The sequence below is a fragment of the Vibrio sp. 10N.286.46.A8 genome (assembly GCF_041470165.1).
In the GTDB taxonomy this organism is placed as follows: Bacteria; Pseudomonadota; Gammaproteobacteria; order Enterobacterales; family Vibrionaceae; genus Vibrio; species Vibrio tasmaniensis_A.
In genome coordinates this window covers 1-25163 of record NZ_JBFRLX010000102.1, presented here as the reverse complement: position 1 = coordinate 25163, position 25163 = coordinate 1, and the positions used below count along the sequence as shown (strand labels likewise).

22 protein-coding genes and 1 pseudogene are annotated in these 25163 nt (G+C 44.6%); 8 read left to right on the top strand and 15 right to left on the bottom strand.

Going from position 1 to position 25163, the window contains the following annotated elements; genetic code table 11:
* Window positions 1-695 (bottom strand): 2-succinyl-5-enolpyruvyl-6-hydroxy-3-cyclohexene-1-carboxylic-acid synthase (gene menD, locus AB4232_RS11690; protein ID WP_372087161.1); only part of this gene is annotated, 695 nt, incomplete at its 3' end.
* The gene (locus AB4232_RS11685; RefSeq protein WP_029224036.1) at window positions 692-1999 is read right to left on the bottom strand and encodes an isochorismate synthase MenF; all 1308 of its coding nucleotides are present in this window, start codon (window positions 1997-1999) and stop codon (window positions 692-694) included. The genes menD and AB4232_RS11685, both read right to left, overlap by 4 nt.
* Window positions 2000-2294: 295 nt before the next feature.
* Here AB4232_RS11685 and AB4232_RS11680 point away from each other — a divergent pair, with 295 nt between their 5' ends.
* From AB4232_RS11680 to AB4232_RS11670, 3 genes are all read left to right on the top strand, one after another.
* Complete coding sequence (locus AB4232_RS11680) at window positions 2295-3527, top strand: pyridoxal phosphate-dependent aminotransferase (RefSeq protein ID WP_009847275.1); 1233 nt, start codon at window positions 2295-2297, stop codon at window positions 3525-3527.
* Between the two features lie 331 nt (window positions 3528-3858).
* A complete protein-coding gene (yfbR, locus tag AB4232_RS11675) occupies window positions 3859-4443 on the top strand; it encodes a 5'-deoxynucleotidase (RefSeq protein WP_135381645.1) in 585 nt (194 codons plus the stop codon).
* A 54-nt stretch (window positions 4444-4497) separates the two neighbouring features.
* Window positions 4498-5841 carry an anti-phage deoxyguanosine triphosphatase gene (locus AB4232_RS11670; protein WP_372087160.1) on the top strand — a complete coding sequence of 448 codons (1344 nt, stop codon included), beginning with the start codon at window positions 4498-4500 and terminating at the stop codon, window positions 5839-5841.
* 26 nt (window positions 5842-5867) lie between these two features.
* On the opposite strand, the gene AB4232_RS11665 is transcribed toward AB4232_RS11670, so the two are convergent.
* Window positions 5868-6467, bottom strand: a complete 600-nt coding sequence (locus AB4232_RS11665; RefSeq protein ID WP_372087159.1) for a tRNA-uridine aminocarboxypropyltransferase — start codon at window positions 6465-6467, stop codon at window positions 5868-5870.
* Between the two features lie 9 nt (window positions 6468-6476).
* On the opposite strand from AB4232_RS11665, the gene rrtA reads away from it, so the two are divergent.
* A complete protein-coding gene (gene rrtA / locus AB4232_RS11660; protein ID WP_102582478.1) occupies window positions 6477-7019 on the top strand; it encodes a rhombosortase in 543 nt (180 codons plus the stop codon).
* Here the strand turns inward: rrtA and AB4232_RS11655 are convergent.
* From AB4232_RS11655 to AB4232_RS11620, 8 genes and pseudogenes are all read right to left on the bottom strand, one after another.
* Window positions 7016-7315 (bottom strand): ComEA family DNA-binding protein, encoded by a 300-nt coding sequence (locus AB4232_RS11655; protein ID WP_135445328.1) that lies wholly within the window; start codon window positions 7313-7315, stop codon window positions 7016-7018. The genes rrtA and AB4232_RS11655 overlap by 4 nt on opposite strands.
* 221 nt (window positions 7316-7536) lie before the next feature.
* Window positions 7537-9402: a peptidylprolyl isomerase gene (ppiD, locus tag AB4232_RS11650; RefSeq protein WP_372087158.1), complete on the bottom strand. Its 1866-nt coding sequence runs from the start codon at window positions 9400-9402 to the stop codon at window positions 7537-7539.
* A gap of 221 nt (window positions 9403-9623) precedes the next feature.
* The gene (locus AB4232_RS11645) at window positions 9624-9917 is read right to left on the bottom strand and encodes an HU family DNA-binding protein (protein WP_012604504.1); all 294 of its coding nucleotides are present in this window, start codon (window positions 9915-9917) and stop codon (window positions 9624-9626) included.
* 170 nt (window positions 9918-10087) lie between these two features.
* Window positions 10088-12439, bottom strand: a complete 2352-nt coding sequence (lon, locus tag AB4232_RS11640; RefSeq protein WP_372063527.1) for an endopeptidase La — start codon at window positions 12437-12439, stop codon at window positions 10088-10090.
* A gap of 132 nt (window positions 12440-12571) precedes the next feature.
* Window positions 12572-13852: an ATP-dependent protease ATP-binding subunit ClpX gene (gene clpX, locus AB4232_RS11635; protein WP_009847283.1), complete on the bottom strand. Its 1281-nt coding sequence runs from the start codon at window positions 13850-13852 to the stop codon at window positions 12572-12574.
* An 81-nt stretch (window positions 13853-13933) separates the two neighbouring features.
* Window positions 13934-14560 carry an ATP-dependent Clp endopeptidase proteolytic subunit ClpP gene (gene clpP / locus AB4232_RS11630; protein ID WP_004736080.1) on the bottom strand — a complete coding sequence of 209 codons (627 nt, stop codon included), beginning with the start codon at window positions 14558-14560 and terminating at the stop codon, window positions 13934-13936.
* A 105-nt stretch (window positions 14561-14665) separates the two neighbouring features.
* Window positions 14666-15964, bottom strand: coding sequence for a trigger factor (gene tig / locus AB4232_RS11625; RefSeq protein WP_372087157.1), 1299 nt, complete (start codon window positions 15962-15964; stop codon window positions 14666-14668).
* A 294-nt stretch (window positions 15965-16258) separates the two neighbouring features.
* Window positions 16259-16441: pseudogene (locus tag AB4232_RS11620) on the bottom strand (hypothetical protein); the annotation flags it as partial.
* Between the two features lie 163 nt (window positions 16442-16604).
* Between AB4232_RS11620 and AB4232_RS11615 the strand changes: the two are divergent.
* The 3 genes from AB4232_RS11615 to AB4232_RS11605 all read left to right on the top strand — a co-directional run bounded on the left by AB4232_RS11615 (window position 16605) and on the right by AB4232_RS11605 (window position 20156).
* The gene (locus AB4232_RS11615; RefSeq protein ID WP_372087156.1) at window positions 16605-18458 is read left to right on the top strand and encodes an ATP-binding protein; all 1854 of its coding nucleotides are present in this window, start codon (window positions 16605-16607) and stop codon (window positions 18456-18458) included.
* 97 nt (window positions 18459-18555) lie between these two features.
* The gene (locus AB4232_RS11610; protein WP_372087155.1) at window positions 18556-19905 is read left to right on the top strand and encodes a sigma-54-dependent transcriptional regulator; all 1350 of its coding nucleotides are present in this window, start codon (window positions 18556-18558) and stop codon (window positions 19903-19905) included.
* Between the two features lie 77 nt (window positions 19906-19982).
* Window positions 19983-20156, top strand: a complete 174-nt coding sequence (locus tag AB4232_RS11605) for a hypothetical protein (RefSeq protein ID WP_017101579.1) — start codon at window positions 19983-19985, stop codon at window positions 20154-20156.
* Between the two features lie 32 nt (window positions 20157-20188).
* Here AB4232_RS11605 and AB4232_RS11600 read toward each other — a convergent pair whose 3' ends face one another.
* The 3 genes from AB4232_RS11600 to AB4232_RS11590 all read right to left on the bottom strand — a co-directional run bounded on the left by AB4232_RS11600 (window position 20189) and on the right by AB4232_RS11590 (window position 23369).
* Window positions 20189-21550, bottom strand: a complete 1362-nt coding sequence (locus AB4232_RS11600; protein ID WP_004736074.1) for a TRAP transporter large permease — start codon at window positions 21548-21550, stop codon at window positions 20189-20191.
* A gap of 2 nt (window positions 21551-21552) precedes the next feature.
* Window positions 21553-22308 (bottom strand): TRAP transporter small permease, encoded by a 756-nt coding sequence (locus tag AB4232_RS11595; protein WP_009847290.1) that lies wholly within the window; start codon window positions 22306-22308, stop codon window positions 21553-21555.
* A 65-nt stretch (window positions 22309-22373) separates the two neighbouring features.
* On the bottom strand, window positions 22374-23369 hold the full coding sequence (locus AB4232_RS11590; protein ID WP_012604509.1) for a TRAP transporter substrate-binding protein: 996 nt from the start codon (window positions 23367-23369) through the stop codon (window positions 22374-22376).
* A gap of 347 nt (window positions 23370-23716) precedes the next feature.
* Between AB4232_RS11590 and AB4232_RS11585 the strand changes: the two genes are divergently transcribed.
* Window positions 23717-24124, top strand: coding sequence for a thioesterase family protein (locus AB4232_RS11585; protein WP_004736070.1), 408 nt, complete (start codon window positions 23717-23719; stop codon window positions 24122-24124).
* A gap of 20 nt (window positions 24125-24144) precedes the next feature.
* On the opposite strand, the gene AB4232_RS11580 is transcribed toward AB4232_RS11585, so the two are convergent.
* A complete protein-coding gene (locus AB4232_RS11580; RefSeq protein ID WP_372087154.1) occupies window positions 24145-24972 on the bottom strand; it encodes a 4'-phosphopantetheinyl transferase superfamily protein in 828 nt (275 codons plus the stop codon).
* Window positions 24973-25163: the final 191 nt, after the last annotated feature.

The following is a 25163-nucleotide window of genomic DNA, read 5'->3' as shown; positions in this document are numbered from 1 at the left end:
AGAATAACCACACCCTTACGTCCAAGATACTCACCTGGAGCAATCGGTTGTGTATTCACTTGATTAGGTAAAAACGTTTGGCTGTAACAACCTGTTCCCGATTTCCACCCAGAGATACTGGATGTGTACTGTGCATACATTTCAGCGCTACTTGTTGAATACAAAGGCTCAGGAAATGGACAGTTGATATGAATCGCACCGCCAACACTTTGTTGGTTCGCAAGTACGCTATCAACCGATGTCAGAAGCCAATTCAAAGAAGTCTGTGTTGTTGGGCTGGGCAGATTTAAAGAGCTTTCAACATGAGACGAAAAGATACCCTGTTGCTGAATTGCTTGATTCGCCCCACAACCAACCAAGTCTATTGGTCGATCAGACGTCAGCAAGATCAGCTTCTCTCGTGTCAAACCCGATTCAGCCGTCGCAGGAAGAAGGTTCGCAACGGCTGTACCAGAGGTAACAATCACGGCAACTGGCTTATCACTCGCTTTAGCTAAACCTAGAGCAAAAAAACCGAGACCACGCTCGTCAAAGTGCGTGTGTAAAGTTAACTTTGGATTGGCTTCGGCTTCGAGTGTCAATGGTGTTGAGCGAGAACCCGGTGCAACACAAACATGTTCAATACCGCTGCGTGCAAGCTCCTCCAGTAACGTCTTACACCAAACTCTATTTAATACGGCTTGGTCATGATTCATGATGCGACACCCAGTAATGGATGGTCTGAAATTAGGCTAAGTAAAGTTGACATCTTCTTATTCAATTCTTGCCACTCATATTCGGCTACAGATCCCGGCACGATCCCCGCACCCGCAAACAGTTGTACCTGATCGTTTACAATCAAGGCACTTCGAATCGCTACACAAAATTCCGCTCTCTGATGGCTGATATAACCCACAGAACCGGCATACCACCCTCGAGCAAACGGTTCGTGTTCAAGAATGAAATCCATCGCCTCTTTACGCGGTAAACCAGCCACCGCAGCAGTCGGCTGTAATGCAGCAAGCAACTGTACACCGTTAACGCCATTGTTAAGCTGGGCGTGGATATTACGCTTAAGATGCTGCACCTTACGCAAGCGCACAAGACGCGTATCCTTTTCAACATGAACCGTTTGAGAATGAGGAGTGAGGCGCTCAATGATGTCGTCAACCACATACTGGTTCTCATTGAGGTTTTTAGTGTCTTGTGAAAGCCAGTTTGCTAGTTCCATATCCTCGGTCGAGTTTTCTCCTCGGCCAATGGTTCCTGCAAGCGCTTCCGTATCAAGCTCACTACCATATCGGCTATATAAGCGCTCAGGCGTCGAACCAATGAAACTGTGTTTAGAGTCCAGTACCAACATAAAGTGGAAACTGTGATGATTTTGCAAATAGCTGGCTTTAAGCAACTGAGCCGCGCAGATTGGCGCATCCAATTGCAATGTGGTTTTACGCGCTAAAACGACTTTCTTGTACTCTTCGTCGCTAATGCCTTTCAGCACTTTATCGACAAGGTTGCCCCACAGCTCTCGTTCTGGAACGTGGTTAATCTGCTCAATGTGCGCTGACAAAGGGGCCAATATCGCCGCTTCGACAGAAAGCTTATTTAGAGCATTAATAGAAGCAACGCGATCAGGAGATAAGTTGACGGCTAACGACCAAGTCTTGTCAAAGCGGATCAGTTCAACCTGAGGAAGGAAGAAAAACGATTCCATGCAACGACGGTTTTTTGCGGTGTGCCCGTCAAACGAGCGCCCACCCCAGATTCGTTGGTCTTCACCAAGAATTGCGTACGCGGGAGCGGGATCAGAAAAAGTATGTAATTGCCCGAGCGCAACGACCTCTTCACGAGTATCACGTGACTGCCAATAAAACTTAGGAAAGAGTGGTTGAGCATGAAGCCATTCAATAAATGCAAACGATGGTTTTTGCGTTAGAACTTCAACACAACGCACTTCGCTTGCTTGGGCATTTTGTACTCGCTCAATCAAAGCGGAGACAGTTTGCTGGAAATGTGACAAATCGACCTCGTTCACATCTAAATTATTATTATATTAGTTTGATACTTTATGGGCAGCACCAACTTAGATCAAGAATGTACGATATCTTTCGAACATTCGTGTGATTTTAAGCGATCCCGCCTCTTTATTCATCTTAGCCAACAACAAACAAGCGATTAATTAAAATTTAGAAAAGAGTGACAACAAAAAGACCAAACGTGACACTGAAATACGACATTCATCAGATTTTTATTCTATCAAACCCCGTTTTGCGGTACTTTAATAAAGTATTTAAATTAATTTCAGGAAATCGGCAATGCAAAATATCGGGATGTCGTCAAAACTCAACAGCGTATGCTACGAAATCAGGGGGCCTGTACTCAAACATGCTAAGCGCATGGAAGAAGAAGGGCATAAAATACTGAAGCTTAATATCGGTAACCCCGCCCCATTTGGTTTTGACGCCCCTGATGAAATCCTTGTTGATGTAATCCGTAACCTACCGACATCTCAAGGTTACTGTGACTCAAAAGGCATCTATTCAGCCCGCAAAGCGGTTGTTCAGCACTACCAGAAAAAAGGCCTCCGTAACCTTGATGTAGAAGATGTTTACATTGGTAACGGCGCATCAGAGCTTATCGTTATGTCTATGCAGGCGCTACTGGATAATGGTGATGAAATCTTAGTTCCCGCTCCGGACTACCCACTATGGACAGCGTCTGTTGCGCTTTCTGGCGGCACGCCGGTTCACTACATGTGTGATGAAGATGCTGATTGGTATCCAGATCTAGACGACATGCGAGCGAAGATCTCACCAAAGACTCGCGGCATCGTTCTTATCAATCCGAACAACCCAACGGGCGCGGTATACAGCCGTGATTTCCTATTACAAGTTGTTGAGATTGCTCGTGAGCACGGTTTGATCATCTTCGCTGATGAAATCTACGACAAAGTACTTTACGACGGTGCGGTACACACTTCAGTTGCAACGCTTGCCGAAGACGTACTCATGGTGACATTCAACGGTCTGTCTAAGGCTTACCGTGTATGTGGGTTCCGTGGTGGTTGGATGTTCTTAACGGGTCCGAAACACATCGCGAAAGGCTATGTCGAAGGGCTAGAAATGCTCGCCTCGATGCGTTTGTGTGCCAACGTGCCAATGCAACACGCGATCCAAACCGCGCTCGGCGGCTACCAGAGTATTAATGAACTGATTCTGCCAGGCGGCCGACTACTTGAGCAACGCGACCGCGCATGGGAGCTAATCAACAAGATCCCTGGCGTTTCTTGTGTGAAACCAAAAGGCGCGATGTACCTGTTCCCTAAGATCGACACCAAGATGTACAACATCAAAGACGATCAGAAGTTTGTGCTCGACTTCCTTAAGCAAGAGAAGGTGCTATTGGTTCAAGGTACGGGCTTCAACTGGCCGAAACCGGATCACTTCCGCATCGTGACTCTGCCGCACATCGAAGATCTAGAAATCGCGATTGGTCGCCTAGAGCGCTTCTTACAGACCTACAGCCAAGACGACCTCATCGAAGGTTAAATAGCACAGAGAAAGATGGCTACAATTTGCTGTTTTAAAAGACTTTAACTTGTATTCATTCACTTCTATGCTTAAAAGGCTCCTATTTAGGAGCCTTTTTTGTATCCGCTGTCTCGTGTCCCTGTGCAAACACAAGATACGAGTGGAGCATTGCTTATACCAATCACAGTAAGTAAGTGTTCAGAAATAGCGCAGGGAAAAAACTTGAGAACAAGGCAGAATTTTTTGGTAAGTAGTTATTCTACAATCAAAAATTCTAACAAAGTTATCGAGTTTTTTAACAAGCTACGATGACCAGTTATTTACTACGATTGGTACTAAAAGGACTCTTATGAAACAAAGCCATTTCTTTGCCCATCTTGCCCGTATGAAGCTGATTCAACGCTGGCCCCTGATGCGTTCAGTCTCAAGCGAGAATATTTCAGAACATAGCCTACAGGTGGCTTTCGTCGCCCACGCCTTGGCATTAATTAAAAATAAGAAGTTTGATGGTCAGCTCAACCCCGAGCACATTGCTCTGCTTGGCATGTACCACGATACCAGTGAAGTGCTAACAGGTGATTTGCCGACGCCAGTTAAATACTACAACCCAGACATCGCACAAGAGTATAAGAAGATAGAAGCGGCAGCAGAGCAAAGACTGCTTTCAATGCTGCCAGAAGAGTTCCGAGACGACTTCTCCCCGTTTTTGATATCTGGAACAGCAAACAAAGAAGAGCAAAGCATCGTTAAGCAAGCCGACACTATCTGCGCTTACCTCAAGTGTTTGGAGGAACTCAGTGCGGGCAACCATGAGTACGAACAAGCGAAACGCCGACTAGAAGAGACTCTCGAACAGCGTAAAAGCCCGGAAATGGACTACTTTCTCACCACATTTGCGCCGAGCTTTGAATTATCACTAGACGAGATAAGCTAGCTGGGTATAAGTTGAGTGTAATTAGCTAAATAAATCAATTTGATAGGTGCTATTTTGAATTCTCCACTCGAACCACCCTTTGAACTCGAACAAGAATGGCAACATCGAAATGACGATGAACATAAAATAAGGCGTGATGACCACCGTAGCCCGTATCAACGCGATCGTGCGCGGGTGCTTCACTCTGCCGCTTTTCGCCGCCTCCAAGCAAAAACCCAAGTTCATGGCACCACGGTAAACGATTTCCACCGAACTCGCCTGACTCATTCGCTAGAAGCCGCTCAGCTAGGTACCGGTATCGTTGCCCAGCTGAAAAAAAAGCAGCCCGAGTTTCGAGATTTGTTGCCTTCAGACAGTTTGATTGATTCATTGTGTCTTGCTCACGACATTGGCCACCCACCCTATGGGCACGGTGGCGAAGTCGCGTTGAACTATATGATGCGCGATCATGGTGGCTTTGAAGGCAATGCCCAAACGTTCCGAATAGTGACTCAATTAGAACCCTACACTGAACATCACGGGATGAACCTATCTCGACGCACTTTGTTAGGTTTGATTAAGTACCCTTCTCTGCTTAGTGAGGTTCAAGCTAAATTACAGTCTGAGCCTGTTAAGCATCAACGACAGCTCCGAGCCAAAGATTGGATGCCAGCAAAAGGCATCTACGATCATGATGAAGAACTTTTTAACTGGGTACTGGAGCCGCTTTCAAGCAGCGACCAACAGCTTCTAAAACAGAAAAGAAAAACGCATACAGAGCCACTTGAGCACAATAAGACCAAATATAAGTCACTTGATTGTTCAATCATGGAGCTGGCTGATGACATCGCGTATGGCGTGCACGATTTAGAAGATGCGATTGTGCTTGGCTCTGTCACCAAATCTCAATGGGTCAAGTCGGCTTACCCTCAACTTAAAGAGATGGCCGACCCTTGGGTTTGTGAACACCTAGATTCAATCACAGAGATGCTTTTCTCTGGTGAGCAGTATCGTCGAAAGGATGCGATTGGTGGGATAGTCAACGCACTGTTGACCAGTATTTCGATTGAACGAGTAGATGCTAGATTTGAGAATGTACTGCTTGCTTACAATGCGGTGCTTGAACCGAGCATGGACGCCACACTCGACAAACTGAAACATTTTGTCAGCGAGTACGTGATTCAAGTGCCACAGGTTCAAGTGATAGAATATAAAGGTCAGCAGATTATCATGGATATGTTTGAAGCATTCAGCGCAGATCCTGAACGCTTGCTGCCACTACCTATCAAGAAGCAATGGCTACAACATCAAGATGAGTCTCGAAAAATGCGCGTGATTGCGGATTACATTTCATCAATGACCGATGATCTTGCGCAGAAAATGCATCAGCAACTGTTCTCAGCTCATACCGAGTTTTAATTCCTGGCTCACTTTACTGAAACAGCTTAATCTAAGTAGTTTTTCTCAAACACGCCCGGTGGCATTTGATTGATTTGAAACTGAATCATTCGGTCAAATGCCGTTAGCAGAGAACTAAAGTCTCGATCATTTTCTAACAAGCTCAACAGATGATAACCCGCCTCTACTGTCGAAAGGCTGTTTTCACTTGGCGCTTTGCGAATTCGGTAATTACCCTTGAGATCTTTCGGCAAGTGAACCGTATTCAGCGCATGCAAGTTACTCGATACTTGCCACATCTTGAACGCCTTCTTCCAGGTGCCATCCAATAAAATCACACGCAGCTTCTTATCAGGACATGTCGCCGACTCAACTGAAACAGAGTTTTCGCTTGGGTATAAAATCACATGTTGGTACTGTTCATCGGCCAGCAACATGTTCAGTTGCTCGTTATTAGAAAAGTCTTCACCGACAAACGTCACACTGTTATTTAGAGATAACGAGAGGATACGCGCAGTTCCCATCGGGCGATGCTCTTCTGATGGGTGCTGAAGAATGATAAGCTCAACGTTCGATTCTAGTGGCGTAACCCACTGACATATACAAGCTTTCAAAGCCTTGCTGCATTGGCGGCAATAACGAGACATGGATTTAATGTGTACCCTGTTTTAATTTTCACTTCACTTTTATGCGTCTTATTCCAATTTGAGCCAATACAAGCTTGGGTCGTATGGGATAGCAATGCGATTGCCGAGGGGCAATGGTGGCGGATCCTAACAGGAAACTTTTCACATACCAACTACTCGCACCTTCTGATGAATCTAGCAGGCTTATGGATCATCAGCTATCTGTTTCAACCGAGTAAAAAACAGCTTGTTCTTGCTCTGCTTGTGATTAGTTTAGTGACTGGAATCGCTCTGTTGTTTTCGAGTATTCAGATCTATGTTGGCCTATCTGGCACTTTGCATGGGTTGTTTGGCTTATTCGCGCTCAGTGAGGCTTTAAACGGTAGGAGATCAAGTTGGCTGTTAGTATTGGGATTAATCGCTAAAATCGCTTGGGAGCAGCTTATTGGCCCTTCTAGCACGACTGGTGAACTGATTAATGCTCGTGTCGCGATTGAAGCCCACCTAGCAGGTGCACTGGCCGGAGGCTTCATATCTATCGCTTCATTTCTAACAAGTAGACAAACGGATTAAAGTTGAATTCTTTCGCGGTTCTTTTTAACCGTGGCTTCACCTATCCCTTTCACACTCACCAAATCATCAGCAGTCGTAAACACTCCGTTTTGATCTCTGTAATCGACGATCTCTTGAGCTTTCTTATCCCCAACACCAACCAATAGCGCTGACAGCTCTTCAGCTGTCGCTGTATTGATGTTTACCGTAATTTCAATGCCATCGTAAAGCTCAGCTTTAGTGGGGCTATTAGAAAGCGCCGGGGAGCTCAGGGTCATAAGAAATGAGAGAAGTAATGTTGAATATATCGTGCGCATAAACCGTTCCTTTGAACAAAAAACGTAACTTATGCATTTGCCGCTGCACATAAAACAAACGCCAGATAAAAATAAAGCGGGTCACCGAAATGACCCGCTTTGTTATACATCTAATTTTCATCAACTTGTTAGCTGGCTCGCAAACCGAGTTGCTGCACTACTTTCAAGTTGTATTCTCAAGTTGCATTACTCGGCAGAAGACTACCGAGTAAATTCAAAGCTTATTGAGCTTGACCAACGATGTAGTATTCAACGTCTGCATTTTTACGCAGTACGTTTAGTACATTAGTAAGGTCTTGTTGATTACCAACGCGCTCTAACTGTGCACCAAGTTGTGTGCTGTAAGCAGGGTTGATTTCAGCCGTTACTTTAGAAAGCTCAACAACAACGATGTTACCGTCTTGATCTTTAGATTGACCGAACACAGGTTGGCCGGCTTCTGGTTTCACTAGAGCGAATACAGATGCAGCTAATGGAGAATTACGGTCAATGGTTTCAAGTTCAGTAAACTCAAGGCTGTTATCCGCCAGTACCGCTTCATTACCTTGCTTAAGTTCGTTTACTAGAGAAACACCTAGCTCTACCGCTTGTTGCTCTGCTTTTACAGCAGACAATGCAGCTACAACTTGATCTTTCACTTCTGCTAAAGGAAGAACTGTTTCGTCGCGAGTCTCTTCTACACGTACAACAATAACGTGCTCAGGAGCCACTTCGATAACTTCAGAGTTCAAACCGTCTTCTTTCACTTCAGGGCTCAAGATAGCTTGCATTACTGCAGGCGTCATCAGAACTTCTGGAGCGTCAGCTTGAGAGATGAAATCAGTCGTCGTGATCTTCGCGTTGATAGCTTCAGCAGAGTCGTCTAGAGAATCTGGGAATTCAAACGCTACTTTTTCAAGTTCAGTTTGTTGCTCGTAGAACTGATCAACTGCGTGTTGGTCTAGAAGCTCTTGCTTAATATCAGTAGCAACTTCAGTGTAAGGCTGAGCTTGAGATGCTTTTACTTCGTCTAGCTTGATGATGTGGTAGCCAAAATCAGATTTAACTAAGCCAGTCGTATCGCCAATATTCTCAAGAGCGAAAGCCGCCTCTTCGAATGCTGGGTCCATAACATCGCGTTCAATCCAACCTAGGTCACCGCCAACATCTGCACTACCGAAGTCGTCAGATTTCTCTTCCGCTAGCGTAGCAAAATCAGCGCCTGCATTTAGCTCGTCTAGGATTGACTGAGCTTTCGCTTCGTCATCGCCTTGAACTAGAATGTGGCTAACTTTACGTTGCTCTTCAGTTGAGTATTTGTCTAGGTGCTCTTGGTAGTATTTCTGTGCTTCTTCATCGCTTACTTCAAGCTGAGACTTAAGTGCTTCAGCTGAAAGCTCGATGTAAGACACCTTAGCTTGCTCTGGACGAGTGTAAGCTTGAGGGTTCTCAGAATAGTACTGTTCGATTTGCTCGTCAGTTAGTTCGATGCCTTTCGCTAGATCAGCAACAGACAAGGTCACTGTACGAATGTCACGAGTTTGAGCAATAAGCTTGCTCTGAATATCAATTTCGCCTTGAAGAACAAATTCACTGCCTTGAAGCGCAGTGACAAGCTGGTTACGCATTAGGTCACGACGCATGTATTCTGCGAAGCTTTCTGCGCTGAAACCTGCACGACGTAATGCTGATTGGTAAACTTCTTGGTCGAATTGACCAGCCGTTTGGAACTGAGGCATTTCTAGAATCATGGTACGGATTTGAGAATCACTGATTCGTAGGCCTAGAGATTCTGCTTGCTGCTCAAGTAGAACATCGTTGATCATGCGATCAAGTACTGACTTACGGAAAGACTCCACGTATGCAGGGTCTGCAAGCATTTGAGCGAAGTAATCGCCAAGTTGAGATTGCATGCGATTACGTTCGTTTTGGTAAGCTTGTTCGAACTCACCACGAGCAATTTCTGTGTTGCCAACTTTAGCTGCTGCGTTGTTACCGCCACCGGTGATGTAGCTGCCTACACCTGCGAATACGAATGACAGGATAATCAACCCAAGGATAATTTTTACCGCGATGCTATTCACGCCTTCGCGTAATCGATCCATCATAATTTAAGTGCTCTCCGGATATGAAGCATTGGCTTCAAAATAAAAATCTATTCACGCGATATTATCAGAAAAAGAAATGCGCATCAGTAGGATGCGCATAATTTAAATAAGTTCAATGTGCTTTGCACATATACTGTTTGAAAATGAAACATCATTGTTCAAACAGTAAACGCATATTACTGCCTTCTCCTCACAAAAACTTGAGGTTTCAGCAACAAAAATTAGTTACATGCGTCTTTAAGTGCTTTACCCGCTTTGAAGCCAGGTACTTTAGCTTCTGCGATTTGGATCTCTTCACCAGTTTTTGGGTTACGACCTGTACGAGCAGCACGAGTACGAACACTGAAAGTACCAAAGCCAACAAGTGCAACTTGGTCGCCTGATTGTAGCGTTGTGCCAACTGCTTCGATGAAAGCGTCTAGAGCGCGACCAGCTGAAGCTTTAGAGATGTCTGCGTTTTCTGCGATTGATTCTACTAGTTGTGTTTTATTCACTGTTTTTCCCCTATGTGTCATCTGTGACTACTTCTCGATGACTGTACGTTCCATTTTGGTTTTAATTTAGCCGCAAGCCTTATTACAAAAGGGCTGCCGCTTTAGTCGAATAACTTAGCGTCCAAAAAAAACGCTGACAAGCCTTTTCGGGTCTATCAGCGTAATTCTTTACTTATTTTTGCTATGCATCACTATTTTTTCACGTCGAACTCGACCCCTGACGGATCTCGTTCTAGTGCGACTTTCAGTACTTCATCAATCCATTGAACCGGAATTACCTTCAAGTCAGCGATTACGTTGTCTGGAATCTCTTCCAAATCACGCTCATTGTCTTTAGGAATCAGTACCGTTTTAATGCCACCGCGGTGCGCTGCAAGCAGCTTTTCTTTCAAGCCACCGATAGGTAAAACTTCACCTCGAAGGGTAATTTCACCTGTCATACCAACCTCTGCTTTTACAGGGTTACCCGTTAAGCTAGAGACCAATGCAGTACACATTGCGATACCCGCACTCGGGCCATCTTTTGGCGTTGCACCTTCCGGTACGTGAACATGAATGTCACGTTTCTCGTAGAAATCGGTGTTAATACCCAAATTTTCCGCACGAGAGCGAACCACTGTCATTGCCGCTTGAATCGACTCTTTCATCACATCGCCTAGTGAACCGGTTTGCGTTAGCTTACCTTTACCTGGCATTGATTCAGTTTCGATGGTCAGTAGATCGCCACCTACTTGCGTCCATGCTAAGCCAGTTACTTGGCCGATACGGTTGCTTTCATCCGCTTTACCGAAGTCATGACGTTGCACACCTAAGTACTCTTTCAGGTTATCAATGTTAACCGTTACAGATTTAAGGCTGCTGTCTAACAAGATATTCTTCACTGCTTTACGACAGATCTTAGAGATTTCACGCTCTAGGCTACGCACACCCGCTTCACGCGTGTAGTAACGAATGATGCCGATGATTGCAGAGTCTTCAATCTCAATCTCATTAGGCTTAAGACCGTTGCGTTGAACTTGCTTGTCCAATAGGTGGCTCTTAGCAATGTTCAGCTTCTCATCTTCTGTGTAACCCGACAGACGAATCACTTCCATACGGTCCAATAGTGGGCCCGGAATATCCATCGAGTTAGACGTTGCAACAAACATCACATCAGATAAATCGTAATCGACTTCTAGGTAGTGATCGTTAAATGCGTTGTTTTGCTCAGGGTCTAGTACTTCTAGAAGCGCAGAAGATGGGTCGCCACGCATATCAGAAGACATCTTATCGATTTCATCTAATAGGAACAGTGGGTTCTTAACACCAACTTTAGACATCTTCTGGATTAATTTACCCGGAAGTGAACCGATGTACGTACGACGGTGACCACGAATCTCAGCTTCATCACGAACACCGCCTAGCGCCATACGTGTGTACTTACGACCCGTTGCCGCGGCAATCGAACGGCCTAGCGAAGTTTTACCAACACCAGGAGGACCAACAAGACAAAGGATTGGGCCTTTTAGTTTGTTGATACGGTTTTGTACTGCCAAGTATTCGAGAATACGTTCTTTAACACGCTCTAAGCCGTAGTGATCTTCGTTTAAGATCTCTTCCGCTTTCGCTAAATTCTTTTTAACTTTTGAACGCTTAGCCCAAGGAACGCCTACCATCCAATCAATGTAACTACGTACTACTGTTGCTTCAGCAGACATTGGCGACATCATTTTCAGTTTTTGCAATTCTTGCTCAGTTTTTTCACGAGCTTCTTGAGGCATTTTTGAGTCTTCGATCTTCTTCTTCAGAGTCTCGAATTCATCAGGCGCGTCGTCCATCTCGCCCAGTTCTTTCTGAATCGCTTTCATTTGCTCATTCAGATAGTACTCACGCTGAGACTTTTCCATCTGTTTCTTAACGCGGCCACGGATGCGTTTTTCAACTTGCAGGATATCAATTTCTGACTCCATTTGGCCCATCAAGAATTCCAGGCGTTCCGTCACATCTGAAATTTCTAGAACGTGCTGCTTATCTACCAGTTTAAGTGGCATGTGCGCAGCAATCGTATCAGCAAGGCGAGCAGCCTCATCAATACCGTTCAGCGAGGTTAGAACCTCTGGTGGAATCTTTTTGTTCAGCTTAATAAAGCCTTCGAATTGATTGATCGCACTGCGAACAACCACTTCTTGTTCTTTTTCGTCAAGTTCTGAGGTTACAACGTATTCGGCATCCGCTAAGAAAAACTCACTCTCTTTGAACTGGTGAATTTTTGCACGCTGCTGACCTTCGACAAGTACTTTTACGGTACCATCTGGCAGCTTTAGCAACTGAAGAATAGTAGCGACTGTACCTACGTTAAATAGGTCGTCGATTGAAGGCTCATCAGTGTCCGCTTCTTTCTGCGCTACAAGTAGTACTTGTTTGTTAGCTTCCATTGCCGATTCAAGGCAAGTAATCGATTTTTCACGACCGACAAACAATGGAATAACCATGTGTGGGTAAACCACTACATCACGTAGAGGTAGCACGGGGATTTCGATACGCTCGGAACGTTCCAAGTTCATATATTTCTCTCTTCCGCTTTAACTTATAAAGCAGTATATGGGGCTTAAACGACTGGATTCAATGGAAGAATAAAAAAAAGGAGGTAATTGCTTACCTCCTTTTTCAATTTGAGTGTGTAGTCTTAAAAAGACCTACTCTGCAACAGCTGCTTGGTTATCTGAGTTACTGTAAATCAATAGTGGTTCTGACTCACCATTAATTACCGACTCATCAATCACAACCTTGCTTACATCAGTTGAAGATGGCAGTTCGTACATAGTTTCTAGTAGAACACCTTCCAAGATAGAGCGTAGACCACGAGCACCCGTTTTACGGTTCATTGCTTTCTTCGCAATTGCGCGTAGGGCGTCTTCACGGAATTCTAACTCTGTATCCTCAAGTTCAAATAATGCAGCGTACTGTTTTGTCAGTGCATTCTTTGGCTCACAAAGGATTTGGATTAGCGCTTCTTCATCAAGCTCTGTCAGTGTTGTTGTAACAGGTAGACGACCAATAAATTCTGGAATCAAACCATACTTCACTAGATCTTCAGGTTCTACTTGAGTGAACAGTTCACCGATAGTTTTGGTTTCGTCTTTTGAACGCACTTCTGCGCCAAAGCCGATACCTGAACCTGTTTCTACACGTTGCTCAATCACTTTATCTAGGCCGGCAAACGCACCACCACAGATAAATAGGATCTTAGACGTGTCCACTTGCAAGAACTCTTGCTGTGGATGCTTACGACCACCTTGAGGTGGAACTGAAGCCACTGTACCTTCAACAAGTTTTAATAGAGCTTGCTGTACACCTTCACCAGACACGTCACGCGTGATCGATGGGTTTTCAGCTTTACGAGAAATCTTATCGATTTCATCGATGTAAACAATGCCGCGTTCCGCTTTCGCTACGTCGTAATCACATTTCTGAAGCAACTTCTGGATGATGTTTTCAACATCTTCGCCCACATAACCCGCTTCGGTTAGTGTTGTTGCATCTGCCATTGTGAAAGGAACGTCTAGGAAACGAGCCAGTGTTTCAGCCAGTAGGGTTTTACCACTACCAGTAGGACCGATAAGAAGAATGTTACTCTTACCTAGCTCTACGCCTTCAGCCGTCGTATCACCATTACGTAAACGCTTGTAGTGGTTATATACTGCAACTGCTAGCACTTTTTTCGCGTATTCTTGACCGATTACATAGTCGTCAAGATGCTCACGAATCTCACGCGGCGTTGGCAGCGATTCCGATTCTTTCTTTGGAAGAACATCTTTAATTTCTTCACGAATAATGTCGTTACAAAGATCGACACATTCATCACAAATGTAAACAGAAGGACCTGCGATTAACTTGCGAACTTCGTGCTGGCTTTTGCCACAGAAAGAGCAGTAAAGCAATTTACCGCTACCACCCTCTTTGCTTTTATCTGTCATTCGCTAACCTCTTAGCCTTTACTCTCTATGTTTGAGTGTATATCAATTTGAATCACTTTGCGTTAAACAATTGCCCTGCAATTATTGACCGCGGTGATTAAGAACTGAATCCACCAAACCGTATTCTACAGCCTGATCAGCAGACATGAAATTGTCACGATCTGTATCACGCTCAACAACCTCTAGAGGCTGACCTGTGTGCTCTGCCAATAGTTTGTTTAGCTTTTGCTTGATCGTTAGGATCTCTTGCGCGTGAATTTGAATATCAGACGCTTGGCCTTGGAAGCCGCCAAGTGGCTGGTGAATCATTACACGTGAGTTTGGAAGCACGTGACGCTTACCCGGAGTACCACCCGCTAGTAAGAATGCACCCATAGAGCAAGCTTGACCCATACATACTGTGCTCACGTTTGGCTTGATGAACTGCATTGTGTCATAGATAGACATGCCCGCTGTTACGCTACCGCCAGGTGAGTTGATGTAAAGATAGATATCTTTGTCTGGGTTTTCTGATTCCAAGAAAAGCAGTTGAGCCACGACAAGATTTGCCATGTGGTCTTCCACTTGACCTGTTAAGAAAATGATACGTTCTTTTAATAGACGAGAATAAATATCGTAAGAACGTTCACCACGGGAAGTCTGTTCAACCACCATAGGAACTAGTGCGTCCATAATCGATGGCATTGTATTTTTTTCTTGGTAGCTCATATTCTTATGTCCCTAAAATAAATGGCCCGAATGATTAAATCATACGGACCATTGTTAGCAGAATTGTTGACCGTACGTCAACCTTCTACGTCAGATATTACTATATTAAGCAGGTTGCTGATTCATTAGCTCGTTGAAGCTAACTTCTTTATCAGAAACTTGAGCTTTAGCGATGATTGCATCAATAGCTTGCTCTTCTAGAGCAACATTGCGCATGTTGTTCATCATTTGCTCGTTTTGCTCGTAGTAAGCAATAACTTCTGTTGGATCTTCGTATGCTGTAGCCATCTCTTCGATGATAGCTTTAACTTTCTCGTCATCAGCTTTTAGCTCTTCAGTCTTGATTACTTCACCAAGAAGAAGACCTACAACTACGCGACGTTTAGCTTGCTCTTCGAACAGCTCACGTGGAAGTTGGTCAGCAGCTTCAGTGTTACCACCGAAACGTTGAGCAGCTTGTTGACGTAGAACACCGATCTCTTGATCGATTAGAGCAGAAGGTACGTCGATGTTGTTTTCGTTAACTAGACCGTCGATTGCTTGCTCTTTGATGCGGTTCTTAACTGCTTGCTTAAGCTCACGCTCCATGTTCTTACGAACTTCAGCTTTAAGGCCTTCAACGCCTTCAGCTGCGCCGAACTTAGAAACGAATTCTTCGTTTAGTTCTGGAAGCTCACGAGCTTCAACTTTGTTCAGCTTGATAGAGAACTTAGCAGCTTTACCTTTTAGGTTTTCAGCGTGGTAATCTTCTGGGAAGTTTACTTCGATTTCGAATTCCATACCTGCTGTTTTACCAACGATACCGTCTTCAAAACCAGGGATCATGCGACCAGCGCCCATCTCTAGTGGGAAGTTCTCAGCTTTGCCGCCTTCAAACTCTTCACCGTCGATAGAACCAACGAAGTCGATAGTTGCACGAGAACCAGCGTCAGCAGCAGCTTCAACTTCAGTCCAAGTCGCTTGTTGCTTACGTAGAGTTTCGATCATCTCTTCAACGTCAGTTTCTTTAACTTCTACTGCTGGTTTCTCAACAGTGATGTTTTCTAGACCTTTCAGCTCAACTTCTGGGTAAACTTCAAAAGTTGCGTTGAATACTAGGTCAGCGCCTTCGTTGTTTTCAACTGGTGCGAAAGTAGGTGCGCCAGCTGGGTTGATTTTCTCTTTAACGATCGCTTCGATGAAGTGACGTTGCATTACTTCGCCCATCACGTCTTGACGTACTGCTTTGCCGTACATTTTAGCAACCATCTTCATTGGCACTTTGCCTTTACGGAAGCCATCGAAACGACGGTTTTTCGCGATGTTGCGTAGTTCAGCTGTAACTGCATCTTCGATGTTAGCAGCAGGAACAGTAATATTAAGACGGCGCTCTAGGCCTTCTAGCGTTTCAACAGTAACTTGCATTATATAAACCTCAAAACTGGCTCAGTAATCTGAGCATATGAGCCGTAACTTAGCTTTAATTCAAAAGCCGACGTTGTTGGCTGCATCCTTGTGTAGTGCTCTATCCGAACACCTAATTTAAAATCGAGCATTGATGTCTGAATTGATTATTCAACCAAACACCAGACTAATCAGCGATATCTTCGTTCTTCACGCGTCGATTAAAACGCAATAAAGCTTGTTTTCGAAAACAAGAAAGGTATCTCCGATTAGCCTCAGGACAGAAATTTTAGACGCGACATTCTAGCGATCTGTTTAATCTCTGTCGAGCCGTTCACCTCTGCATGATGATGAATGCTCTAAATTCGTCCAACTAAATGATACAAAAACGATCAAATCATCACTTAGCACAACAGAAATGGGGACAATAGCGACTTTTTCAAGGGAATCGAGGGCTTTTTTTGCTAAAAACCTTAAAAAGAGATCTTGCTCTTGTTTTACCCCTCAGAGTCGATAACTTTTTCAACAATCCCCGTTACAAACCCTTAACCTACATCCATCTGGCGACTGTCTACTTTCAGCAAACACTACCGCTATTTGCTACCATAAATGAGAGAAGACGGGCTTGATTGATTACCAAAGAAATTAGCGGAGAGCCTTAATGTTTCAAGCTTTTAGAATCCCAATACTATTAATGGCCATATACAGTCTACTGATGGTCTTTGGCGGTCATTGGGTGTGGAGTACAAGTCATGAAAGTTTGTTAAATGATCATCAATCTAAGCTAGACCGCTTTTCGGTTCATATTTCAAGCCAGCTGGATAAGTTCGCGCACATTCCCGAGCTGCTTTCAAAAGACAAAGAACTGGTCGATGCCCTTCACTCTCCAAGTAACTCTGCGCAAATCGAACTCACCAATCGCTATCTAGAGCACGTAAATTCGGTGATTCAAGCGTCCGACACTTATCTATTAGACAGCATTGGCACCACTATCGCAGCCAGTAACTGGAATCAACCGCATTCTTTTATTCGTCGAAACTTTGCTTTCCGTCCCTACTATCAAGAAGCCATTCAGGGCAATGAAAATCAATATTTTGCGCTAGGTTCAACGTCTGGGAAGCGAGGCTATTATTATTCTTATCCGGTCTCCTATGCCGCTGAGATTATTGGCGTCATTGTCGTAAAGATGGATTTATCGCTGATTGAAGCAAGTTGGAAAGGCAAACAGAGTTTTTTTGTTGCTGACGATAAAGACCAAATCGTATTCATGTCGAGTAATCCTGAATGGCTGTTCAAAAGCCTTCAGCCGCTGAGCCAAGCACAGCAAGCTCGAATTCAAGAAAGCAGACAATATCTCGATACCAAAATAGAAAGCCTTCACTTCTCTGGTGATTTCGAGAGTGCTACTAGCAATATTGAGTCTCCGCACAAGCTCGTCCAAGAGCAATTCTTTAGCTCTTCACGCTTCTTAGCAGAACCGAAACTCACTATACGAGTATTTTCTCCAACCCACTTAGTTTGGTGGGATCTGGTGGCTTACCTAGTGGTTTTGAGCCTTATCTTTGCGATTATTTATCTAACGATGCAGCTCTATCACCATCGACAACAAAGGCGTGCCCAAATTGATAGGCTGCAATCTGAAGCCAAGCAAAAGCTAGAATTTCAAGTGCTTGAGCGCACATCAGAGCTGCACGTCGAGATTAAACATCGTATCGAAACCGAACATGTACTGAGACAGACACAAGACGAACTCATCCAAGCCGCCAAACTGGCGGTGCTAGGGCAAATGTCGGCAAGCATAAGCCACGAGTTGAATAACCCTCTCGCTGCGATTCGCAGTTATGCCGACAACGGCCGACTGTTTCTTGCCAAAGAAAAGATCGATCGTGTCGATGACAACCTCTCGCGAATCTCGGCGCTCACTGATCGCATGGCGAAAATCAGCCACCAGCTTCGCTCTTTTGCCAAGAAATCCACCGCGGAAGAGCTACACACGTTGCAGATACTTCCCGTATTGCACTCGTCAAGAGAGCTGATGAAACCACAACTCAAGAGTGAACGAGTTAAGGTCAACGAACTCCCTGAAACCTTTGATGCTTGCGTGCTCGCCAACACCATTCAATTGGAACAAGTGGTCATCAATTTGCTGACCAACGCGATTCAGGCAATGGAACAACAAGACGACAAGCAATTAGCTATTCTGTTAGAGATTAGGGAGTCCGACCATCAACAAGCCAGCACCTTGCTGATTCATGTCGATGATAATGGCCCCGGCTTCACTTCCTCTTCGAGCGGAGATTTTTTTGAACCTTTCCATACCACCAAGAAAAACGGACTTGGACTTGGGTTATCGATTTCTCAACAAATAATCAGCGGAATCAACGGCAAACTCGTTACCGGTCACAGCCCTCTAGGTGGCGCTCGATTCAGCATAGAGTTGCCCCTTCTTGAACACCAGCACCAGCAACAAAAACAGCAAGAAGAACCATTACGTAAAGCAAAAACAACAGACTGAGATTAAACCGTTAACAAGCTAGCTATTTAACAAGCGAGTCAACCAACAAGCAAAAAACTCAGCGATAATCAGAATACAAAGAAGTAAAGGAATCACTATGTGTCACGTCTATTTCATTGATGATGAATCCGACCTAAAAATGGCGATTGAACAGAGCTTTGAGCTCGCCGATATTGAAGCGGAGTTCTTTCCCGATGCCGAATCTGCTCTGCTCGCAATTCAAGAGAACGGCTTACCCCACGTAATCATCACTGATATCTGTTTACCGGGTATTTCCGGGCATGACTTGCTCAACACCGTAATGCACAAAGACAAAGAAGTCCCCGTAATCATGATCACTGGCCACGGCGATATTTCGATGGCGGTACAAGCGATCCAAGATGGCGCCTATGACTTCATCGAAAAGCCGTTCGCCAATGAACGTTTAATCGAAACCACCAAACGAGCAATAGAAAAACGTCAACTCACACTCGAGAATCTTGAATTGAAGCGCTCTTTAAAGGCCAGTAAAGCGCTTGGGCCGAGAATCATTGGTGACACGCAATCAATGACCGACCTGCGTTCTATCATCACTCATGTGGCAGATACTAACGCTGACATTTTACTCTTTGGTGAAACTGGCACAGGCAAAGAGTTGGTCGCACGCTCTCTACATGAACAAAGCAGCCGGCGAGAACAAAACTTCGTCGCCGTCAATTGCGGTGCGGTACCTGAAAACCTAATAGAGAGTGAACTGTATGGTCATGAGAAAGGTGCGTTCACTGGCGCAGAAAGCAAGCGAGTGGGTAAATTTGAATTTGCTCAAGGCGGAACTCTATTCTTAGATGAAATTGAGTCCATGCCGATGCAGGCACAAATTCGCCTGTTGCGCGTCTTACAAGAGCGCGTTATTGAAAGGGTTGGCTCAAACGGTTTAGTGCCTCTCGATATTCGAGTAATCGCCGCAACCAAAGTCGACCTAAAAAAGGCGGCTGAAGAAGGCGTTTTCCGCCAAGACCTCTATTATCGACTCAACGTTGTGACCCTAGATTTACCGCCATTAAGAAGCCGTCAAGAAGACATCCCTGCACTCTTCCACCACTTCTTACTGGTCGCTGCTGCACGTTATGGCAAGACAGCACCAGCACTTCCCCAAAAGGAGCTGCACGCGCTTTTAGCTCATGATTGGCCGGGAAATGTACGAGAATTGCGTAATACAGCTGAGCGGTTTGTACTTTTAGGTAAGCTTTCTCACTTATCAGACAACACCAATCAAGTCACTCAAGAACTGTCTTTGGCAGAACTGGTATCTGACTTTGAGAAAAACACGTTAAAACAAGCACTTATTGAGTGTAATGGCAGCATAAAAGAGACTATGGATAGACTGCAACTTCCACGAAAAACCCTCTACGATAAAATGCAAAAACACCAACTAGTTAAAGAGTCATACCGACAGAGCGAAAACTAAATTAAATTTGGGAGCAAGATCACCTATACTTATTTCACAACAGGATGTTATGCAACCAAGGTAGTAAGGAGGTCATTGTGGGTGAGAAAACTAAAGTTCCCTCGATCACCGATACGTTTGAAATTGACGGTATTTTTTACACTGACAATCATGTCAACTTAGACACTCCAGAGTTAGAGGCAAAAAGAGCGCTGTATGAGCCGATTGATTCTGGCTCTCGATATGGAAAAATCATTGATGAGGAGGTTTAGCCCTCCCCATCACTTCGCTATGATTTCACTCTCTATTTCGTGATGATCTCCGGCCCCATCAAGGTAGTCGGTAACCATGTTGATACCCAAGGTACGTAGGTTACGATAATCAGGAATAAGAACATCACGCCAACCCATGGCAGTGCGGCTTTTACTACGTTCATCATCGACATCTTGGCAACCCCTGCGGTCACAAACAAGTTGAGCCCCACAGGCGGTGTTATCATCCCTATCTCCATGTTCACCACCATCATGATGCCTAGGTGAATTGGGTCGATGCCCAGTGCAATTGCAATTGGGAATACCAATGGCGCAACGATGATAAGCAAGCCTGATGGCTCCATGAACTGCCCACCAATCAAGAGTAGAACGTTCACCACAATCAAGAAGGTGATCGGCCCTAAACCTGCAGACAACATGGATTCCGTGATCATCTGAGGAATGCGCTCCTCTGTCAGTACATGCTTAAGAATCAGAGCATTGGCAATGATAAACAACAACATGATGGTCAGCTTACCCGCATCATAGAGCGTGTCTTTGGTGTCTTTATGGAAAAACGTTTGGAACACTTTCACCAAAGCAGGCTTTGTATTTTTCTTGTCCGCAAACGGCCCCATATCTTTGTAGATAAAGTTGGCAATGAAGAACGCGTAAACCGCTGCAACAGCCGCCGCTTCTGTCGGAGTAAAGATACCGCCGTAGATACCACCTAAAATGATAACAATCAGCAACAAGCCCCAGCTCGCATCCTTCGCGGCTGCGAACATCTCACCCCAGCCTACAAATGGTTGTGCAGGAATTTTCTTAATACGTGCTGCAATGTAGATAGCTATCATCAACATCACGCCCGCCAACAGGCCAGGAATCACACCGCCTAAGAACATACGACCGACAGATACATCCGTCGCCGCAGCGTAAACCACCATAACGATAGATGGTGGAATCAAGATACCCAACGTACCCGCGTTACAGATAACCCCTGCCGCGAACTCTTTTGTGTAGCCGTTTTTGATCATACCAGCGATAACAATACTACCGATTGCCACTACCGTTGCTGGAGACGACCCAGATAACGCTGCGAACATCATACACGCCACAACCGATGCCATTGCTAAACCGCCGCGGAACCAACCCACCATTGCAATAGCAAAACGGATAATACGTTTCGCCACACCACCAGTAGACATAAAGCTAGAGGCCAAGATAAAGAAAGGGATCGCTAAGAGTGTGTAGTGGCCTGCAAATGCATTAAACAGCGTTTGTGCAACGGATGCCAAAGAAGCATCTGAATGCATCAATAAGAATATGACGCTTGATAAACCGAGGGAAATCGCAATTGGTACACCGACCAACATGAAAGCAATTACCATTAAAAATAGAAATAACATTGCCATGATTAGTCTTCCTTACCGTTAGATTTTGTACCCGACTCGTTCGCCTTGTTTTGCTTAGTCGAGTCCAATACCGCTGTCGCGTCTTCATCAGAACCCGCTAACACATCAGCTTTCAATGCATCCAGCTCTTCTTCGGCTTCATGCCCCGCTATCATGCGGTCAAGCTTGCCTGTGACTACTTGGTAAGCAACTTGGGCAAAACGGAACGTCAGCATTGCCATACCAATAGGCAGTGCCATGTAAGGAATAAAACGTGGCAGTTTCTCGTATCGCTCGCCTTCATTCATCCAGTCGGCAAGGAACTGAAGCATCTCTGGCATTGGAATATCATCGGTCTCGTACCAAGCGCGCTCAGTCGCGAACGGGTACCAGTAATTCCAAGAACCTATAAGAAGTAAGATTGAGAATGCTAGGCAGCTTGTGACGGCGATTAACGCATACACTTTGCGTAGCTTTTCTGGGGCAAGGTTGATGATCACATCAACACCAATGTGGAAGTGTTTTTTAACGCCATAAGATGCGCCCACTAACACCATCCAAGCGAACATGAACACCGTCAGTTCTAGTGCCCATAAGATATTGCCATTGAATGCGTATCGAAATACCACATTGGCAAAAGTAAGTAGCGTCATTGCGCCAAGGAAAAATGCGATTAATGACTCTTCAATCACATCCGTAACTCTTCCGACTTTGGAAAAAAAAGAGGTTTCCAGTGCTGATTCGCTAGAATTTGGCTGTTCCATTTGAGGATTATCCATAATTGACTCCGCTTATAGTTATTTTAATGAGGAGTGGCGAAATTCACGCCACTCCCTTAGCGGTGTTATTGGTTTGAAGCTAACGCTGCATCGATAAGATCTGAACCGATGTCTTTTTCAAACTTCTTCCATACTGGTTGAAGCGCAGTTACCCATGCTTCACGCTGTTCAGGCGTAAGCGTACGAACTTCACCACCCGCTTCGATGATGTTGTTTTTGTTCGCTAGGTTAACTTTTGAAGATTCTGCGTTACGAGTCTCAGACACTTCTTGAACGATTGTGCCAAGTTGCGTACGTACATCTTCAGGTAGGTCTTTCCAGAAGTCGTTCGACGTTACTACGAGGTAATCAAGAATACCGTGGTTAGTTTCTGTCACGCCGTCTTGTACTTCAAAGAACTTCTTACCGTAGATGTTTGACCATGTGTTCTCTTGGCCATCGATAACCTTAGTTTGCAGGCCACCGTATACTTCTTTGAAAGACATCTTCTGTGGGTTAGCACCCAGTTGTTCAAACTGAGCCACCAATACGTCTGATGCTTGAACACGGAATTTCAAACCTTCCGCGTCTTCAGGATTGATAAGAGGTTTGTTTGCTGACATCTGTTTCATGCCATTGTGCCAAAACGCTAGGCCTTGAAGGCCACGACGCTTCATCGCGTTCTTCAGCTTTTCGCCAGACTCTGAGTTTTGGAAACGGTCAACAGCTTCTACGTCTTCAAATAGGAAAGGAAGGTCAAAAATGCGGTATTTCTTAGTGAACTTCTCAAATTTAGACAACGATGGCGCCGCCATTTGAACATCACCATTTAACAGGGCTTCTAGTACCTTATTATCATCGTAAAGTGTTGAGTTAGGGAAAACTTGCATACAAGCTTTGCCATTCATTTCCGTGTTTACTCGTTCTTCCAGTAAAGAAGCGGCAATGCCTTTCGGGTGCTTATCCGTATTGGTTACATGACTGAATTTAATCACGATTTCACCTGGATCACAGTTTGCAGCAGCATTAAAACTTGTGAGCGCCAGAGCAGAGACAGACAGCAGGGTAAGAGGCTTAAACATTATTATTCTCCTTAGTAAACAAAACAGCCCTTCAATGGGAACTGCGTGCTTTCACTAAGGCAATTAGCGCGCCACATTGACACAAACCATTAACAACCCTTTAACCATAAGGCTTCATGATATCTGCCTGCTGCAATCACCAACTCGCTGCAAAAATCAATGGGTGGGAAATGACACATAGAATATTTGTAAATGGGTGGGAGTTGACCAAAGCATCACTAATGGATACGGCCGAATGAGGTCTGACCAAGAGCCACATTGCCGATGATACCTTGAAGTAATTTCGACCTATCCTGTAGAGTGCTGCACAACTTAGTCAGATTTACACTTAATAAGAGTTGATACCAATGAGTCAGATCTACCATCACCCAGTACAAATTTACTATGAAGATACCGATCACTCAGGTGTGGTTTATCACCCTAATTTTCTAAAGTACTTTGAGCGTGCGCGCGAACATGTCTTGGGTAGCGATAAATTGGCGGAATTGTGGAACGAGCACGGACTAGGTTTTGCGGTCTATAAAGCCAACATGACTTTTCAAGATGGTGTTGAGTTCGCTGAGATCTGTGACATCCGAACTTCTTTTGAACTCGATGGCAAATACAAAACGCTATGGCGACAAGAAGTGTGGCGTAAAGATGCAACCAAACCTGCGGTGATTGGTGATATCGAAATGGTTTGCCTAGACAAAGACAAGCAACTGCAGCCCGTACCTGCCGAAGTATTAAAAGCGATGCTTGGCGAAACGAGCTAACTTCGTCTCACCAAACCAGCTTAAAAGAGATGAGACGACGAAAAGGTTCTCATCTCTAATTGCATTGGCAGACTCGCCCCACCAAGCGTAACAGCAAAGCGATACTTCTCATCCAACCTCCCCAAGCAACATTGCCAATCTGCAGAACTATCGGTTTGCTCAGTAACATCCAACCCAACTCCACTGTATATGCTGATTTCACCATGCAATCTAATTTCATCCTGCAAGTTTGGTTGAAAACCCGAAGCGTGAATGGACAATGTTTGCTCCGTCAGATTGGAAAATTCGAACGAAAAGCTTCGCAACGATGTGGCCAGCCCCTTGCCCGTCGCTTTGATATACGACTCCTTCAGCGCCCACAGATCGAAAAAGCGCTCTCTTTGTTCTTCTTTGCTGAGCTCAAGTAAATCTGTCAATTCCGTATCTGAAAAATAATGCTTCATGATCGAGTCGATATTGGTCGAGCTTCTTGCGTGTTCGATATCAACACCTAGCTGAACTTGCTTACCTTCTATCTGGCAAACTGCGATTAACAAATGTTCTTTGCTATGACTGATATTGAAATTCAGGCCGGTTTCTATTTGTTGTTTCTCAATTAATCTTGGCTTCCCTTTCTCACCATATTCAAAGCGCCACGCTTCAGGCATCAAATTAGAATAGCTAGACAGCACCTTTCTTAGGTAGTTTCGAACATACAGGGCCTGAATTTGAGATGAAGGCATTCGATAGCGCTCAACTTTGGCTATCTCGTCGGCCGTCAGTCTATTTTTGAGCTGAAATACATTGTCTGACTGGTCATTTAAGTTACTCAGAGAACATAGCCACAAATCAACAACGGGAGTTTTCATTTAACTCGAACTCACTTCTATAAATCACTCTTCAAAACACGATTGGAACAATCCAATCGAACAAATTTAACTCAGCTATGAATTAAGTGGAACCTAGAGAATACGGGAGGGAAACCCCCTTCATATGAGGACTTAAAACTAATTTCTCAAATAATAACAAATTAAAACACAGATCACACTTAGCCTTACAC